This window comes from Limnohabitans sp. Rim8, assembly GCF_945869175.1.
Taxonomy (GTDB): domain Bacteria; phylum Pseudomonadota; class Gammaproteobacteria; order Burkholderiales; family Burkholderiaceae_C; genus Limnohabitans_A.
Genome location: NZ_CAMBNZ010000015.1, coordinates 1 through 15,820 on the forward strand (window position 1 = coordinate 1; position 15,820 = coordinate 15,820).

Here is a 15,820-nt window from a genome sequence, read left to right on the forward strand (position 1 = left end):
ACCATGGCAACCAAAGGCGGACGCGAAAAAATCAAGCTGGAATCCACAGCTGGCACTGGTCACTTCTACACGACCAGCAAAAACAAGAAAACCATGCCCGAGAAAATGTCGATCATGAAGTTCGACCCCAAAGCTCGCAAGCACGTTACATACAAGGAAATCAAGCTGAAGTAATTCGGCCTGAGCCTTCTCACAAAACCCGCCTTTGGCGGGTTTTTTGTTGCCCAAAACAAAAGGGCCCGAAGGCCCTTTTGTTTTGAGCGCCAGCAACGATCATGTCGCTTGTCGAACAGCCCGCAGCTTCACAGAGAAGTCACGCAAGGCGGCGATGCCGCTTTCTTCGGCTCGGCGGCACCAAGCCTGCAAGTCATCTGCCAACTGCTCACGTGAATGGGAGGTGTTGAGCCAAATTTGACTCAACTCTTCGCGCATTTGCACCATTTTGTCGAGCACTGGGCTGGCCGCACGGGCGAGTTTGAGTTGTGCTTGGGCCGCCATTGGCACTTTCGCAGCGTCGCGGTGCAACCAGCGTTTGGCGGTTTGCATGGCATCGGCATCGAGTTTGAGTTTGCTGGCTTCTTCGTGCATCACTGCACGCACATTGCGGGCATAACCGGCCATGACTTCGTAGCGGTTGGCAATCAGGGCTTCCAGCGTTTTCTCGTCAGCCACCGGGCGAATATCGCCATAAGCCAAACGCGGGGGTGTTTTTTTCACCGTCGCCAGACCCAAAGTTTCAAGGGTTCGGATGTACAACCAGCCGATGTCGAATTCGTAAGGCTTGACCGACAACTTGGCCGATGTGGGGTAGGTGTGGTGGTTGTTGTGCAACTCTTCGCCACCGATCAGAATGCCCCAGGGCGAAATGTTGGTGCTGGCGTCGTGCGCCTCAAAGTTGCGGTAGCCCCAGTAGTGGGCAGCACCGTTGATGATGCCTGCAGCCGTGATTGGGATCCAGGCCATTTGCACAGCCCAGACCGTCAGGCCAATGAAGCCGAACAAAGCCACATCGATGATCAACATGAGCGCCACGCCTTGCCATGAAAAGCGGGAGTACAGGTTGCGCTCGATCCAGTCGTCGGGCGTGCCGTGGCCGAACCGCTTGATCGTCTCCAGGTTCTTTGATTCTTTGCGGTACAGCTCTGCACCCGTGAACAACACGGTTTTGATGCCATGCACGTGCGGGCTGTGCGGGTCTTCGGCTTGCTCACACTTGGCGTGGTGCTTGCGGTGAATGGCCGCCCACTCCTTGGTCACCTGACCGGTGGTCAACCACAGCCAAAAACGAAAGAAGTGCGAGGGAATGGCATGCAGGTCCAAAGCCCTGTGCGCTTGATGGCGGTGCAAAAAAATTGTGACGCTGGCGATCGTGATGTGGGTCAGCCCGAGGGTGATCAAAACCATCTGCCACCAAGAAAGGTCCAACAAGCCGTGGCCCATCCAATGAACCACCGCATCCAAAAAAGCCCAATCCGGCAACAACATGAGTTTGTCTTTCAACTGACGCCTGATTTCAGGCAATTTATCAATTTTAAGTTTTTCGTCCTCAAAAGGACAGATGTTTCGAGCAAAACCTCAAAACATGAATTAGAAACAATTATTTCCTGACCCAAGCGGCTGCAAAAAACCCATCCGTGGCATGGCGATGGGGCCATAAGCGCAAGAATGTGCCGCTCGGCACGGCCTCGGGATTCGCCATGTCAGATGGGGCAGGCGAACACAGACTCACGGCGTCAGGCACTTTCAAGCGCTCGAACTCCTGAGCCACATTCAAGACCCCGAAATCGGGGTTGGCGGCACTGAAGACTTGCGCGATCAGCTCGTTTTCTTCGGGCAAGACGCTGCAAGTGGCATACACCAACCGCCCGCCCGACTTGACCATGCGGGAAGCACTTTGCAAGATCGCCAACTGCTTGTCGGTCAACTCCTGAACTGCTTGGGGCTTTTGACGCCATTTCAGGTCAGGGTTGCGGCGCAAGGTGCCCAACCCCGAGCAAGGGGCATCGACCAACACCCGGTCGATCTTGCCCGCCAAACGCTTGACGCGGTCATCACGCTCGTGCGCAATGGCCGCTGGATGCACATTGGACAAGCCGCTTCGGGCCATGCGAGGTTTCAGCGCATCCAGTCTGTGGCCAGAGACGTCAAACGCATACAAGCGACCAGTGCTGCGCATGGCCGCGCCCAGTGCCAGTGTTTTACCCCCTGCGCCAGCACAAAAGTCCACCACCATTTCGCCCCGGTGCGCGTCGACCAGCAAGGCCAGCAGTTGCGAGCCTTCGTCTTGAACCTCGATCGCGCCGCGGGTAAAGGCATCGGTTTTCTGCAACGCGGGCTTGCCTTGCAGCCGCAAGCCCCAAGGGGAATAAGGTGTCAGCTCAGAGGCAATGCCCGCTTGCGCCAATTCTTTTTGGACCTCATGGCGCTTGGCCTGGAACATGTTCACGCGCAGGTCCAGCGTACCGGGCTGCTGCAGATGCTCTGCCAAGGCCCAAAAATCGTCACCCAATTGCGCTTGCAGCGCCTGCGCCATCCAATCAGGCAGGTTGTGCCGGTGCGGGGCCATCAAGGCGTCGTCTGGAATGGCGTCGCAAGTCGCCAGCCATTTTTTCTCGGTGTCGTTGAGAGCAGAGGCCAGAAAATCGCGTGGACCGAAAAAGCCCAAAATCGCCAACTTGCGCTCTTTGGGGCCAGAGCCTGATCGGGCCAACTGTTCAAACAAGAGTTTCTTGCGCAAGACGGCAAAGGCGGTTTCGGCCAGGGTGGCCCGTTCACGCGGGCCCAATGATCGGTGTTCACGAAAATAGCGGGAGACGACAGCGTCGGCGGGATGTTCGAATTGCAGAACCAGCCTGACCAAATCGGCACAGGCGTCTAAAAGGGCTTTTGGATGCATAGAGGTGTATTGTCCCACCCTTGCCCCGCATCAACCCTCTGACAAAAATCCATGACCGAAGATTTGCCCCCCCTGATTGAAACGCCCCAAGGCCTTTACCGCCATTACAAAGGAGGGCAGTACCGCGTGCTGGGCACTGTGCGCCACAGCGAAGACCTGCAGCCCATGACGCTGTACCAAGCCTTGTATGGCGATCAAGGGCTTTGGGTCAGACCTGCAGCCATGTTTGCCGAAGTTGGCGAGTTCAATGGGCAGGTTCAGCCACGCTTCACACGCGTGGGCGACTGAGCCAAAAACTGAGCGACCGCCTGCGGATAAATCAAGTGCTCTTGCGTGAGCACGCGCGCCGCCAGCGTGTCGGCGGTGTCATGGACGAGCACCGGCACCACCGCTTGCGTCAAGATCTCGCCATGGTCCAACTCGGCGGTCACCTGGTGCACCGTGGCGCCGGCAAAGCGGCAACCCGCATCCAAGGCCCGCTGGTGCGTGTTCAGGCCCGGGAAAGCGGGCAGCAACGAAGGGTGGATGTTGAGCAAGCGCCCAGCGTAATGGGCCACGAAACCCGGCGTGAGGATGCGCATGAAGCCCGCCAAAACCAGCAAATCGGCCTCATACCGATCGATTTCGGCCATCAAAGCGGCATCAAATTCTTCCCGGCTGGCAAAAGCCTTGTGGTCAAGCACCGCCGTAGAAATCCCATGCGCCTTGGCAAAGTCCAAACCTTGGGCATCGGCCCGGTTGCTCAGCACAGCCGCCACCCGGACGCTCAGGCGTTCTGACCATCGACCTTGCTCTGCCGCACGCACGATGGCGGCCATGTTGGAGCCCGAGCCCGAAATCAAAATGACAATGTTTCTCATGAGGGGATGGATTATCCCTGCTGGCCGCAGTATTCCTGCGTTTGTCGCACCAAAGACAAGCTTGAGCAGGCTGGGCATGATAAAAAGCACGACCGTTTGATTTTGAGAGAACACCTCATGGACTTGGCATTCACCCCCGACGAACTCGCTTTCCGCGACGAGATCCGCACTTGGGTCAAGGACAACTTGCCCGCTGACATTTCACAAAAAGTACACAGCGCCATGCGCCTGACGCGTGAAGACATGCAACGTTGGGCCAAAATTTTGGGCCAAAAAGGCTGGCTGGGCTGGGGCTGGCCCACGCAGTTTGGCGGACCGGGCTGGAGCGCCGTGCAAAAGCATTTGTTCGAAGAAGAGTGCGCCTTGGCCGGTGCCCCCCGCGTCGTGCCATTCGGTCCGGTGATGGTGGCCCCGGTGATCATGGCTTTTGGCAACGCTGAGCAGCAGCAGCGCTTTTTGCCCGGCATCGCCAGCGGCGAAGTCTGGTGGAGCCAGGGCTACAGCGAGCCGGGCTCTGGCTCGGACCTGGCCTCGCTCAAAACCCGCGCTGAACGCGTGGGCGACAAATACATCGTCAATGGCCAAAAAACCTGGACCACCTTGGGCCAGTACGGCGAATGGATCTTCTGCTTGGTGCGCACCAGCACCGAAGGCAAGCCGCAAACGGGCATTTCCTTTTTGCTGATCGACATGAAGTCGCCCGGCATCACTGTGCGCCCCATCAAGTTGCTCGACGGCGAGTGCGAGGTCAACGAAGTCTGGTTTGACAACGTCGAAGTGCCCGCCGAAAACCTGGTCGGTGAAGAAAACAAGGGTTGGAACTACGCCAAGCACCTGTTGGCCCACGAGCGCACCAACATCGCCGATGTGAACCGCGCCAAGCGCGAACTGGAGCGCTTGAAGCGCATCGCCAAAGCCGAAGGCGTTTACGACGATCTGCGTTTCCGTGACGAGATCGCCAAGCTCGAAGTGGACATCGTGGCGCTGGAGATGCTGGTGCTGCGCGTCCTGTCGGCCGAAAAGTCCGGTAAAAATTCACTCGATATCGCCGGCCTCTTGAAGATCAAGGGCAGCGAAATCCAGCAGCGCTACTCGGAGCTGATGATGCAAGCCGCCGGCCCCTTTGCCCTGCCCTTCATCTTCGAAGCCATGGACGCAGGTTGGCAAGGCCACTTCCCCGGCGGTGTGGTGGCCAACGCGCCACTGGCAGCCAACTACTTCAACATGCGCAAGACCACCATTTACGGCGGCAGCAACGAAGTGCAACGCAACATCGTCGCCCAGACAGTTCTGGGTTAAGGAGAGACACATGGATTTCGATTTTTCTGACGACCAAGAACAACTGCGCGACGCGGTACGCAAATGGGTGGACAAGGGCTACGACTTTGACCGCCGCCGCGCCATCGTCGCCGCTGGGGGATTTGACCGCGCCGCCTACGGCGAAATGGCCGAACTGGGCCTGACGGGCCTGTATGTGAGCGAAAACCACGGCGGGATGGGCATGGGCCCCACCGAAGCCATGGTCACCATGGAAGAGCTCGGGCGCGGCATCGTGCTCGAACCCCTGACGCAAACCTTGATTTGCAGTGCCACGCTGCAAACCCACGCACCAACCGCCCTGCAAGCCGCTTGGCTGCCGCGCATGGCTGCAGGCGAAGCCATCGTCGTGCTGGCGCAGCAAGAGCGTGTTGCACGCTACCAACTGAGCCGTTGCGGCGCACAGGCCACCGAATCGGGTGGTGTATGGTCCGTCACAGGCACCAAGAGCGTGGTGGCCGTGGGCGACCAGGCCGATGCCTTTGTGGTGCCTGCCAACGTGAACGGGCAGATGGCTTTGTTTTTGGTGGAGCGCAACGCCATCGGTGTGAGCACCCAGGCCTATGGCACGCAAGACGGCTCTCGCGCTGCCGAAGTGGTGCTGAAACAAGCCCCAGCCCAGCTGATCACCCTGGACGGCTTGACCGCATTGGAAGAAGCTGTCGACATCGGCATCGCCTGCGCCTGCGCCGAAGCGGTGGGCGTGATGGACAAGACCTTGGCCATCACCGTTGACTATATGAACACCCGCAAGCAGTTTGGCGTGAACATCGCCAGCTTTCAGGCCCTGCGCCACCGCGTGGCCGACATGAAAATGCAGCTGGAGCTGGGCCGCTCCATGAGCTATTACGCCAGCCTCAAACTGCACGCACCTGCTGACGAACGCCGCCGCGCTTTGGCCCGCGCCAAGTACCAGCTGGGGGTGTCCATGCGCTTCATCGGCCAGCAAGCGGTGCAACTGCACGGCGGCATTGCCGTCACCGATGAGTACATCGTGAGCCACTACTTCAAGAAATTGACGCAACTGGACATGAGTTTTGGCGACACCTTGCACCAGCTGGGCGAGGTGTCAGCCCGCATGCAGGAGACGGCAGGCGTTTTTGCCTGACAAGGTTCACCCACCAAAGAAACAGGGCCCTGCGGGGCCCTGTTTTGTTGCGCCAGAGGGTCTTGTCACACCAGCAAGCGGGAGGTTTTGGGCACATGGGCCATCAAAAACTCCATCTGGTCACTCAGGATGCGGCGGTTGCGCAGGATGAAGTCTTCCCACAGGCTGGGCACATAAGGCGCGTACAGCAAGGGCATGTTGGCTTGTTCGGGCGTGCGGCTGCTTTTGCGGTGGTTGCAGGAGCGGCAAGCGGTCACGACATTCATCCAGTGGTCCGGTCCCTTCTGGCTCACAGGAACAATGTGTTCACGCGTCAAGACCGACTCATGGAAAGTGCATCCACAATAAGCGCACACACTGCGGTCTCGCGCAAACAATTTGGGATTGGTCAAACCCGAGCACAAATCGAAGGGGTTGATGCGGGGCACGCCTTGGGTGCCGATGATGCTGTTGACGGCAATCACCGACTGTTCTCCCGTGACCGCGTTGTGCCCGCCGTGGAAAACGGCCACTTGGCAACCCGCCTCCCATCGCACCTCGTTGGCGGCGTAATGTGTGACCGCTTGCTCCAGTGTGATCCACGACTGAGGCAGCCCTTGGGCAGAGAGTTTCAAGACCTTCACACGCGACTCCTGACAACAGATGCAAGCACTGAAAAGGAAGGGACTGTCTCGGTCCAGGCCAGCTGGGCATTTGGCCGCGGCTGAAGAGGATCGGGCTCGGTCACAATATAACCTCTAGATTGTTCAACACCATGACACAGGTCCAAAGCCTTCTGTCCAAGACCCAACGCCCAGACGCAACATGAAGGTTTTTCGCAGTTTTCTTCACCCAGAGCTGGCCCCCGCCTGCGCCTTGACCATCGGCAATTTTGACGGTGTGCACCGCGGTCACCAAGCCATGCTGGCGCTGCTGCGCAGCGAAGCGGCGCACCGGGGCGTGCCCTGCTGTGTCATGACCTTCGAGCCCCACCCGCGCGACTACTTTGCCAAGAGCCTGAGCCAGCCCGATTTGGCGCCAGCCCGCATCGCCACCTTGCGCGACAAATTGCAGGAGTTGGCGCGCTGTGGGGTCGACCAGGTCGTGGTGCTGCCCTTTGACGCCCGTCTGGCCAGACAGTTGCCCGAAGACTTTATCCAGCAGGTGCTGCTGCAGGGTTTGGGTGTGCGCTATGTCTTGGTGGGAGATGATTTCCGCTTTGGGGCCAAACGGGCGGGCGACTACGCCATGCTGGACGCGGCGGGTCAACGCCTGGGCTTTGATGTGGCCCGCATGAACAGTTATGAAGTGCATGGCCTGCGTGTGTCCAGTTCAGCCGTGCGTGAGGCATTGAACCTAGGGCGCATGTCCGACGTCTCGGCCTTGCTGGGCCGCCCTTACAGCATCAGTGGCCATGTGGTGCACGGGCGCAAGCTGGGGCGCGAGTTGGCCGCCACTTCTAAAGGTAAAGGTGACGGCTTTCGCACCCTCAATTTGCGTTTTTCGCACTGGAAACCTGCCGCGAGTGGCATCTTTGTGGTCCAGGTCCATGGCCTGTCGCCACAGCCTTTGCGGGGTGTGGCCAATTTGGGCATCCGTCCCTCGCTGGACCCCAGCGATGTCAACGGCGGTCGCGTGCTGCTGGAGACCCATGCCTTTGACTGGCCGGCCGATCTGGGTGCCGAGGGGGGCTACGGTAAAATCGTCCGCGTGGATCTGCTGCACAAACTACACGACGAGCTCAAATACGACGGTCTAGAGGCCCTGACAAAGGGCATCGCCAAAGACTGTGAGGACGCGCTGGCGTGGTTTGCATCCCGCCACGGTGAAACCAGCCGCCAAACCACCCGCGACCGAATTTGACGCTCACGCGTCCCGGCACCCCACCTGGCCATGCTTTTGCCCCACCCCCTCGGGCGATGTGCACAGCCCACCTTTTTCTCCCAGCGGCTTTGAAGGCTGCGCCCCCGGATTCCTCTCATGTCTGAACACAACCAACCCGCCAAGACTGCTGCCAGCACCGACTACCGCGCCACGCTGAACCTGCCGGACACCCCCTTTCCCATGCGCGGCGACTTGCCCAAGCGCGAGCCGAATTGGGTGAATGACTGGAACGAAGGCGGGCTGTACAAAAAACTGCGTGCTGCCCGTCAGGATGCCCCGCTGTTTGTGCTGCACGATGGCCCACCCTACGCCAACGGCAAACTGCACATCGGCCATGCCCTGAACAAAGTGCTCAAGGACACCATCGTCAAATCCAAGCAATTGGCGGGCTTTGACGCGCAATACATCCCCGGCTGGGACTGCCACGGCCTCCCGATCGAAAACGCCATCGAAAAACTGCATGGCCGCAACCTGAGCCGCGACGAGATGCAGGCCAAAAGCCGCGCTTTTGCCACTGAGCAGATCGGCCAGCAGCGGGAAGACTTCAAACGCCTGGGCGTGCTGGGCGACTGGGAACGCCCCTACCGCACCATGGACTTCGCCAACGAAGCAGGTGAAATCCGCGCCTTCAAGCGCGTGATCGAGCGCGGCTTTGTCTACCGGGGCCTGAAACCTGTTTACTGGTGCTTTGACTGCGGCTCGTCGCTGGCCGAGTTCGAGATCGAATACGCCGACAAGAAGAGCGACACGCTGGACGTGGCCTTTGAAACCGACAACGCGGGCGCCCTGGCCGCTGCATTTGGCCTGCCTCAGCTGCCTGGCGACGGTGCAAAAAAAGCCTTTGCCGTCATTTGGACGACCACCGCCTGGACCATCCCGGCCAACCAGGCCCTGAATGCCCACCCCGAGCTGGAATACGCCCTGGTGGACACCCCCCGAGGCGTGCTGATTTTGGCCGCCAGCCTGGTCGAGAAATGCCTGGAGCGCTACAAGCTGCAAGGCGCTGTGATCGCCACCGCTGTGGGCGAAAAACTGCGCGGCCTGGTGTTCCGCCACCCGCTGTACGACACTGTGGCCGAAGGCGAAGGTGGCGAAGGCGAAGGTGGCGAAGGTCAAGGTGGCGAAGGTCAAGGTGGTGAATACAGCTACCGCCGCACATCGCCGCTGTACTTGGCCGACTACGTGACCGCCACCGACGGCACCGGCATCGTGCATTCGTCCCCCGCCTACGGCGTGGATGACTTCAACGCCTGCGTGGCCCACGGCCTGAAATACGACGACATCCTGAACCCGGTGCAGGGCAATGGCGTTTACGCCCCCGAGTTGCCTTTTTTCGGTGGCCAGCACATCTGGAAAGCCTGTGCCCGCGTGATCGAGGTGCTGGGCCAAAGCGACCGCCTGATGGCCACGGTGGAAATCACCCACAGCTACCCGCACTGCTGGCGCCACAAGACGCCCGTGATCTACCGCGCAGCCGCCCAATGGTTTGTGCGCATGGACGAGGGCGAGGGTGTGTTCACGACAGACAAAGCCTCCAAAACCTTGCGCCAGCTGGCCTTGGATGCCATTGAGCAAACCCAGTTCTACCCCGAAAACGGCCAATCCCGGCTGCGCGACATGATCGCCAACCGACCCGACTGGTGCATCTCGCGCCAGCGTTCATGGGGCGTGCCAGTGCCCTTTTTCTTGCACAAGGACAGCGGCGAGCTGCACCCGCGCACCATGGCCATCCTGGACCAGGCCGCTGACATTGTGGAAAAAGGCGGCATCGAAGCCTGGAGCCGCGTGACGGTGGAAGAGATTTTGGGCGCAGCCGATGCACCCCACTACACCAAGAGCACCGACATCCTGGAAGTTTGGTTCGACTCCGGCTCCACCTTCCAACATGTGCTGCGCGGCAGCCACAAAGACGCTTACAACTTTGGCGTGAACCACCGCGCACCCTTCCACGCTTCACCCCACAACGAAGTCCCCGAGGCTGACCTCTACCTCGAAGGCCACGACCAGCACCGCGGCTGGTTCCACAGCTCGCTGCTGCTGGGCTGCGCCTTGTATGGGCGCGCCCCTTACAAGGGTTTGCTGACCCACGGTTTTGCCACCGATGGCCAGGGCCGCAAGATGAGCAAATCGCTGGGCAACACGGTAGACCCCCAATCCGTGACCAGCAAGCTGGGCGCAGAAATCGTGCGCCTGTGGGTGGCCTCGACCGACTATTCAGGTGACCTGAACATCGACGACAAAATCCTGGCCCGTGTGGTCGACGCGTACCGCCGCATCCGCAACACCTTGCGCTTCTTGCTGGCCAACGTGAGCGACTTTGACCCGGCCACCGACACCGTGCCCGACGAGCACATGTTGGAGATTGACCGCTTTGCACTGGCGCGCGCCGCACAACTGCAGGCCGATATCCGCGCCCACTTTGACGCTTATGAGTTCCACCCGGTGGTCTCCAAACTGCAAATCTACTGCTCGGAAGACCTGGGCGCGTTTTACCTGGACGTGCTGAAAGACCGCCTGTACACCACCGCCCCCAAGAGCCTGGCCCGCCGCAGTGCACAAACTGCGCTGTACCGCATCACCCACGGCATGTTGCGCTGGATGGCGCCTTTCCTGTCCTTCACGGCCGAGGAGGCCTGGAGCACCTTCGGCCACTCCGAGTCCATCTTCATGGAAACCTTCACCAATTTCGGCACAGCGGACAGCGCGCTGCTGACCAAGTGGACCCGCATCCGCGAAATCCGCGATCTGGTGAACAAGGACATCGAAAACCTGCGGACTACAGGCCAGGTGGGTGCATCGCTGCAAGCTGAAATCACCTTGACTGCGCCTGCCGCAGACCACGCCTTGCTGGCGAGCCTGGGCGCAGACATCAAGTTCGTGTTCATTACCTCCAAAGTGACTTTGCAAGCGGGGGATGCACTGGTGGTGCGAGTGGCCGCCAGCCAGGCTGTGAAATGCGAGCGCTGCTGGCACTATGCCGACGATGTGGGCCACGATACCGCTCACCCTGCCATTTGCGGCCGTTGCGTGAGCAACCTGCACGGCACGGGCGAAACCCGTCACATCGCCTGACCCCCCAATCAGGCAAGAACAAGGCAAACCCATGGCCAGCTCCAAAAAATTCGGCAAAAGTGGTTCCGCCAACTTGGCCATCTGGTTGGGCATTGCCCTGCTGGTGCTGCTGCTCGACCAGTTCACCAAGGTGCTGGTGTTGGGGGCATTTCAGCTGGGTGACAGCACGCCAATCACCTCATTTTTCAACTTGGTGCGGGTCCACAACCACGGCGCGGCTTTTTCGTTTTTGGCCGGTGCGGGTGGTTGGCAGCGCTGGTTCTTCACAGGCATCGGCGTTTTCGCGGCCATCTTCATGGTCTGGATGCTGCGTTCGCACGCGGGCCAAAAACTCTTCAGCTTGGCGATTGCCCTGATTTTGGGCGGGGCGATTGGCAACGTGGTGGACCGCCTGCTGCATGGCTACGTGGTCGACTTTTTGGACTTTTACTGGGGCACCTGGCATTTCCCGGCCTTCAACGTGGCCGATGCGGGCATCAGCGTGGGCGCGGCCTTGCTGATCCTGGACGAAATATTGCGGGTGCGGCGCGGACGCTGAGTCCCGATTCTGCGGGATGCGCCTCAGGCCCATTGCCACCACCTTTGGTGATCTCGGTTATGCTCACGCCCTGACTCAAAAACACGGAGACACTCCATGCCCGGCTTGTTACCTCACATTGACCCCGATGGTCTGCTCGAGTTTTCGGTGGTCTACACCGACCGCGCACTGAACCACATGTCCAAGCGCTTTGGCGGCGTGATGACCGACATCTCGCGCATGCTCAAAACCGTTTACGGTGCACATTCGGTCGCCTTGGTCCCCGGCAGCGGCACATTTGGCATGGAGTCGGTGGCACGCCAGTTCGCCACCAACCAACATGTCATGGTGATCCGCAATGGCTGGTTCAGCTACCGCTGGACGCAAATTTTTGACATGGGCCAGATTCCCAAAAGCCACAGCGTGCTCAAGGCCCGCCGCATTGCCACGGGCTCACAGGCTGCTTGGGCACCTGTCCCGATCGAGGAAGTCAAAGCCGCGATTGCTGCTGAAAAACCCGCGCTGGTGTTTGCCCCGCACGTCGAAACCTCGGCCGGCATGATCCTGCCCGACGATTACTTGAAAGCCGTGTCCGATGCGGTGCACGCGGTAGGCGGCCTGTTTGTGCTCGATTGCATTGCCTCAGGCGCCATGTGGGTGGACATGCAAGCCACGGGCGTGGATGTGCTGATCAGCGCCCCCCAAAAAGGCTGGAGCAGCTCACCTTGCTGTGCCATGGTCATGCTGAGTGAGCGCGCGCGCCAAGCGATCGACAGCACCACCAGCACCACCTTTGCGATGGACCTGAAAAAGTGGCTCCAGGTCATGGAAACCTACGAGAGTGGTGCCCACATGTACCACACCACCTTGCCCACAGACGCACTGCAGCGTCTGCAAGAAACCATGTTGGAAACCGAAGCCTACGGCTTTGCCAAAGTACGCGAAGAGCAAATGGCACTGGGTCGTCAAGTGCGCTCCTTGCTCTTGGAGCACGGCTTCCCCAGCGTGGCCGCGCCCGGCTTTGAAGCCCCCGGCGTGGTGGTCAGTTACACCACCGACCCCGAGATTCAGAGCAGCAAGAAATTCCTGGCGCTGGGCCTGCAAACCGCCGCAGGTGTGCCCCTGCAGTGCGATGAGCCTGCCGATTTCCGGACCTTCCGCATGGGCCTGTTCGGCTTGGACAAATGGCACCAAGTCCCGCGCACGCTGCAACAACTGAGCGATGCCTTGGAGACCCTCGCACCCAAGGCCAAGTTGGCGGCCTGATTCGGACCCAACGCCCCACAAAAAAACCGCTGCCCTTCTGGGCAGCGGTTTTTCATTTGGGCCTGCGCTGGACAAGGCCAGCGATCCCGATCACAACGTGATGATGGTGCAACCCGTGGTTTTGCGGGCTTCCAGTGCAGTGTGCGCATCTTGAATGTTCGCCAGCGGGAAGGTTTGGTCGATGTGGATGTTGACCTTGCCGCTGGTCACCGCTTCGAACAAATCGTCGGCCATCTCTTGCGTGCTTTCGCGGGTGGTGATGTGGCTAAACAGGGTCTGGCGCGTCACGTAGATCGAACCCTTGGGACCAAGGATGCCGGGTGCGAACGGAGCCACTGGGCCAGATGCATTGCCAAAGCTGGCCATCAAGCCAAACGGGGCCAAGCAATCAAGCGACTTGTCCCAGGTGTCTTTGCCCACCGAGTCGTAAACCACTTTGACGCCCTTGCCACCGGTGATCTCTTTGACTTTGGCCTGGAAGTCGTCGGTCGAATAGTTGATGCAAAACTCGGCACCATTGGCCAAGGCCAATGCGCACTTGGCGTCGCTGCCCGCGGTGCCGATCAGGCGCAGGCCCAGCGCCTTGGCCCACTGGCAAGCAATCAGGCCCACACCACCCGCTGCGGCGTGGAAGAGCACAAAGTCACCGGCTTGGATGCCGCCTTGGGGCAAGGTGCGCTTGAGGAGGTACTGAGCGGTCAAGCCCTTGAGCATCATGGCCGCACCGGTCTCGAAGGAGATGGCATCGGGCAGCTTGCACACGCACTTGGCGGGCATGACGCGAACTTCACAGTAACTGCCGGGGGGCTGGCTGGCATAGGCGGCGCGGTCGCCCACTTTCAGGTGCATGACGCCCTCGCCCACGGCTTCAACCACACCCGAAGCTTCCATGCCCAATTTGAGGGGCATGGGCAACTGGTACAGGCCGCTGCGCTGGTAAACGTCGATGAAGTTCAGGCCGATGGCCTTGTGGCGGATGCGGATCTCGCCGGGGCCGGGCTCGCCCACGGTCACATCGACCAGTTTCATGACTTCGGGACCACCGTTTTGGTCGATCTGGACTGCAAGGCTCATGGGTTTCTCCGTAAGAGGTAAAAACAATAGATGCCTGACTTTGCCACGAAACTCATGCCAAGGTGTGCGTCGGGGACAGTTTGGCGACAGCGGGAAAACCCGAACGCCGCTACAGTGCCCCATGCCCCAAAAACTGTCTCTCGCCACGGCCTTGCTGCTGACCGTGCCGCCGCTCATGTGGGCGGGCAATGCGGTGATCGGTCGCCTGGTCACCGACCTGGTCCCGCCCATCACGCTCAACTTTCTTCGCTGGTTCGTGGCGCTGTTCATCTTGCTGCCGCTGGCCTGGAAGGTGCTGCGCCCGGGCAGTGGCCTGTGGTCGCATTGGCGGCGTTTCGCTTTGCTCAGTTTGTTGGGCGTAGGTTGCTACAACGCGCTACAGTACTTGGCGTTGCAAACCTCCACGCCTCTGAACGTGACGCTGGTCGCCGCCAGTGGGCCGTTTTGGATGCTGGCCATCGGGGCACTTTTCTTCCAGGCCCCCGTTCGCCGCGCTCAAGTTCAAGGCGCCGTACTGTCCATTTTTGGGGTCTTGGTGGTCATGTCCCGGGGCGATTGGGCGCAACTCATGGCGGTTCGTCTGGTCACCGGCGATTTGTTCATTTTGCTGGCGGTGGCTTCGTGGTCTTGGTACAGCTGGCTGCTCAGCCGCAAAGACGAGCCCGAAACCATCCGCAACGACTGGGCCGCCTTTTTGCTGGCGCAAGTGGTTTTCGGGCTGGCTTGGTCTGGGCTGTTCGCCGGTCTGGAATGGGGCCTGACCGATGCCCAGATCACCTGGGGATGGCCTCTGGTGAGTGCCTTGGCCTTTGTGGCGGTGGGTCCGGCCGTGCTGGCCTACCGCTGCTGGGGCCTGGGTATCCAGCAGGCAGGGCCAGCGGTGGCCGGCTTTTTTGCCAACCTCACGCCGCTCTTTGCGGCCATCTTCTCGGCCGCCTTTTTGGGCGAGCTGCCGCATCTCTACCATGCTGTGGCCTTTGCGCTGATTGGGGGCGGGATTTGGGTGTCATCGCGGCCATGACACCCTCTGAAGTTCAATAAGTCCCTGGATAAGCCCCACCATCGGCCAACACGTTCTGCCCCGTCATGTAAGCCGCGTGCTGGCTGCACAAGAAGGCGCAAATCGAACCAAACTCTTGCGGGTTGCCGTAGCGCCCGGCCGGGATTTGCGCTTGCTGAATGGCGCGCATTTCTTCCACGGTTTTGCCCTGCTTTTGCGCCATGGCGGGCAAAGTCGAACGGATGCGGTCGGTGTCGAACTTGCCGGGCAGCAGGTTGTTGATGGTCACGCCTTGGCCCGCGATCTTGCTGCGCGAGGTGCCGGCCACAAAACCCGTCAAGCCACTGCGGGCGCCATTGGACAAGCCCAGCACATCGATGGGCGATTTCACCGAGCTGGAGGTGATGTTCACAATGCGGCCAAAGCCGCGAGCGGCCATGCCGTCCACCGTGGCTTTGATCAGCTCGATGGGCGTGAGCATGTTGGCGTCAATCGCCTTGATCCAGGCCTCACGGTCCCAGTCGCGGAAATCGCCGGGGGGCGGGCCACCCGCGTTGGTGACCACGATGTCGTAGTCTTGGCCGGGGCCACCTGCCACGTTCCAAATGGCTTCGCGCCCGGCTTCGGTGGTGATGTCTTGTGCCACCGCAATCAATTGGACTTGGCCACCGGTCTCAAGTCGCAGGTCATCCACCGCCTTGTTCAGCACCTCGGCACCACGGGCTACCATGACCACGTTCACGCCTTCGAGCGCCAAGGCGCGCGCACAACCCCAGCCCAAGCCTTTGCTCGCGCCACCCACCAAAGCCCATTTGCCTGCAATGCCCAAATCCATGTCAATCTCCCG

General features: G+C 60.2%; 15 protein-coding genes. 9 read left to right on the forward strand and 6 right to left on the reverse strand.

Translation table 11 applies throughout. The features are described 5' to 3' along the window. Positions 1–3 precede the first annotated feature (3 nt). Complete coding sequence (rpmG, locus tag Q0O19_RS03905) at positions 4–174, forward strand: 50S ribosomal protein L33 (protein WP_295520305.1); 171 nt, start codon at positions 4–6, stop codon at positions 172–174. 99 nt (positions 175–273) lie between these two features. Here the strand turns inward: rpmG and Q0O19_RS03910 are convergent, their stop codons facing one another. Continuing rightward, complete coding sequence (locus Q0O19_RS03910; protein ID WP_295520241.1) at positions 274–1,485, reverse strand: fatty acid desaturase; 1,212 nt, start codon at positions 1,483–1,485, stop codon at positions 274–276. Between the two features lie 112 nt (positions 1,486–1,597). Next, a complete protein-coding gene (locus tag Q0O19_RS03915; protein ID WP_295520242.1) occupies positions 1,598–2,896 on the reverse strand; it encodes an RsmB/NOP family class I SAM-dependent RNA methyltransferase in 1,299 nt (432 codons plus the stop codon). A 51-nt stretch (positions 2,897–2,947) separates the two neighbouring features. Here Q0O19_RS03915 and Q0O19_RS03920 point away from each other — a divergent pair, with 51 nt between their 5' ends. Continuing rightward, the gene (locus Q0O19_RS03920) at positions 2,948–3,184 is read left to right on the forward strand and encodes a DUF1653 domain-containing protein (RefSeq protein WP_295520244.1); all 237 of its coding nucleotides are present in this window, start codon (positions 2,948–2,950) and stop codon (positions 3,182–3,184) included. On the opposite strand, the gene purN is transcribed toward Q0O19_RS03920, so the two are convergent. Further along, positions 3,154–3,756, reverse strand: coding sequence for a phosphoribosylglycinamide formyltransferase (gene purN / locus Q0O19_RS03925; protein ID WP_295520245.1), 603 nt, complete (start codon positions 3,754–3,756; stop codon positions 3,154–3,156). The two genes, Q0O19_RS03920 and purN, sit on opposite strands and share 31 nt — an antisense overlap. Positions 3,757–3,873: 117 nt before the next feature. On the opposite strand from purN, the gene Q0O19_RS03930 reads away from it, so the two are divergent. Together Q0O19_RS03930 and Q0O19_RS03935 are read left to right on the forward strand one after the other, a co-directional pair. Continuing rightward, positions 3,874–5,055 (forward strand): acyl-CoA dehydrogenase family protein, encoded by a 1,182-nt coding sequence (locus tag Q0O19_RS03930; RefSeq protein ID WP_295520246.1) that lies wholly within the window; start codon positions 3,874–3,876, stop codon positions 5,053–5,055. A gap of 10 nt (positions 5,056–5,065) precedes the next feature. Then, the gene (locus Q0O19_RS03935; protein WP_295520248.1) at positions 5,066–6,181 is read left to right on the forward strand and encodes an acyl-CoA dehydrogenase family protein; all 1,116 of its coding nucleotides are present in this window, start codon (positions 5,066–5,068) and stop codon (positions 6,179–6,181) included. Between the two features lie 65 nt (positions 6,182–6,246). On the opposite strand, the gene Q0O19_RS03940 is transcribed toward Q0O19_RS03935, so the two are convergent. Continuing rightward, positions 6,247–6,804, reverse strand: coding sequence for an HNH endonuclease (locus tag Q0O19_RS03940; protein ID WP_295520250.1), 558 nt, complete (start codon positions 6,802–6,804; stop codon positions 6,247–6,249). Positions 6,805–6,985: 181 nt separating this feature from the next. On the opposite strand from Q0O19_RS03940, the gene Q0O19_RS03945 reads away from it, so the two are divergent. The 4 genes from Q0O19_RS03945 to Q0O19_RS03960 all read left to right on the forward strand — a co-directional run bounded on the left by Q0O19_RS03945 (position 6,986) and on the right by Q0O19_RS03960 (position 12,899). Continuing rightward, positions 6,986–8,023, forward strand: a complete 1,038-nt coding sequence (locus Q0O19_RS03945) for a bifunctional riboflavin kinase/FAD synthetase (protein WP_295520252.1) — start codon at positions 6,986–6,988, stop codon at positions 8,021–8,023. Positions 8,024–8,140: 117 nt separating this feature from the next. Further along, a complete protein-coding gene (ileS, locus tag Q0O19_RS03950; protein ID WP_295520254.1) occupies positions 8,141–11,116 on the forward strand; it encodes an isoleucine--tRNA ligase in 2,976 nt (991 codons plus the stop codon). 31 nt (positions 11,117–11,147) lie between these two features. Then, positions 11,148–11,654: a signal peptidase II gene (lspA, locus tag Q0O19_RS03955; RefSeq protein WP_295520256.1), complete on the forward strand. Its 507-nt coding sequence runs from the start codon at positions 11,148–11,150 to the stop codon at positions 11,652–11,654. Between the two features lie 96 nt (positions 11,655–11,750). Beyond that, positions 11,751–12,899 (forward strand): aminotransferase class V-fold PLP-dependent enzyme, encoded by a 1,149-nt coding sequence (locus tag Q0O19_RS03960; protein ID WP_295520258.1) that lies wholly within the window; start codon positions 11,751–11,753, stop codon positions 12,897–12,899. A gap of 90 nt (positions 12,900–12,989) precedes the next feature. Here the strand turns inward: Q0O19_RS03960 and Q0O19_RS03965 are convergent, their stop codons facing one another. After that, complete coding sequence (locus tag Q0O19_RS03965) at positions 12,990–13,973, reverse strand: quinone oxidoreductase (RefSeq protein WP_295520260.1); 984 nt, start codon at positions 13,971–13,973, stop codon at positions 12,990–12,992. A 121-nt stretch (positions 13,974–14,094) separates the two neighbouring features. Here Q0O19_RS03965 and Q0O19_RS03970 point away from each other — a divergent pair, with 121 nt between their 5' ends. Then, positions 14,095–14,994: a DMT family transporter gene (locus tag Q0O19_RS03970; protein WP_295520262.1), complete on the forward strand. Its 900-nt coding sequence runs from the start codon at positions 14,095–14,097 to the stop codon at positions 14,992–14,994. A 13-nt stretch (positions 14,995–15,007) separates the two neighbouring features. Here Q0O19_RS03970 and Q0O19_RS03975 read toward each other — a convergent pair whose 3' ends face one another. Further along, entirely contained in the window at positions 15,008–15,808 is an 801-nt protein-coding gene (locus Q0O19_RS03975) for an SDR family oxidoreductase (RefSeq protein ID WP_295520263.1), read from the reverse strand. Between the last annotated feature and the right edge of the window lie 12 nt (positions 15,809–15,820).

Bases quoted from the DNA above. Each gene is read 5' to 3' on its own strand.
- Q0O19_RS03915 (WP_295520242.1), bottom strand. From the start codon at position 2,896: ATGCATCCAAAAGCCCTTTTAGACGCCTGTGCCGATTTGGTCAGGCTG.
- Q0O19_RS03920 (WP_295520244.1), top strand. From the start codon at position 2,948: ATGACCGAAGATTTGCCCCCCCTGATTGAAACGCCCCAAGGCCTTTAC.
- purN (WP_295520245.1), bottom strand. From the start codon at position 3,756: ATGAGAAACATTGTCATTTTGATTTCGGGCTCGGGCTCCAACATGGCC.
- Q0O19_RS03960 (WP_295520258.1), top strand. From the start codon at position 11,751: ATGCCCGGCTTGTTACCTCACATTGACCCCGATGGTCTGCTCGAGTTT.
- Q0O19_RS03910 (WP_295520241.1), bottom strand. From the start codon at position 1,485: ATGTTGTTGCCGGATTGGGCTTTTTTGGATGCGGTGGTTCATTGGATG.
- Q0O19_RS03935 (WP_295520248.1), top strand. From the start codon at position 5,066: ATGGATTTCGATTTTTCTGACGACCAAGAACAACTGCGCGACGCGGTA.
- Q0O19_RS03930 (WP_295520246.1), top strand. From the start codon at position 3,874: ATGGACTTGGCATTCACCCCCGACGAACTCGCTTTCCGCGACGAGATC.
- rpmG (WP_295520305.1), top strand. From the start codon at position 4: ATGGCAACCAAAGGCGGACGCGAAAAAATCAAGCTGGAATCCACAGCT.
- Q0O19_RS03970 (WP_295520262.1), top strand. From the start codon at position 14,095: ATGCCCCAAAAACTGTCTCTCGCCACGGCCTTGCTGCTGACCGTGCCG.
- Q0O19_RS03945 (WP_295520252.1), top strand. From the start codon at position 6,986: ATGAAGGTTTTTCGCAGTTTTCTTCACCCAGAGCTGGCCCCCGCCTGC.
- Q0O19_RS03965 (WP_295520260.1), bottom strand. From the start codon at position 13,973: ATGAGCCTTGCAGTCCAGATCGACCAAAACGGTGGTCCCGAAGTCATG.
- lspA (WP_295520256.1), top strand. From the start codon at position 11,148: ATGGCCAGCTCCAAAAAATTCGGCAAAAGTGGTTCCGCCAACTTGGCC.
- ileS (WP_295520254.1), top strand. From the start codon at position 8,141: ATGTCTGAACACAACCAACCCGCCAAGACTGCTGCCAGCACCGACTAC.
- Q0O19_RS03975 (WP_295520263.1), bottom strand. From the start codon at position 15,808: ATGGATTTGGGCATTGCAGGCAAATGGGCTTTGGTGGGTGGCGCGAGC.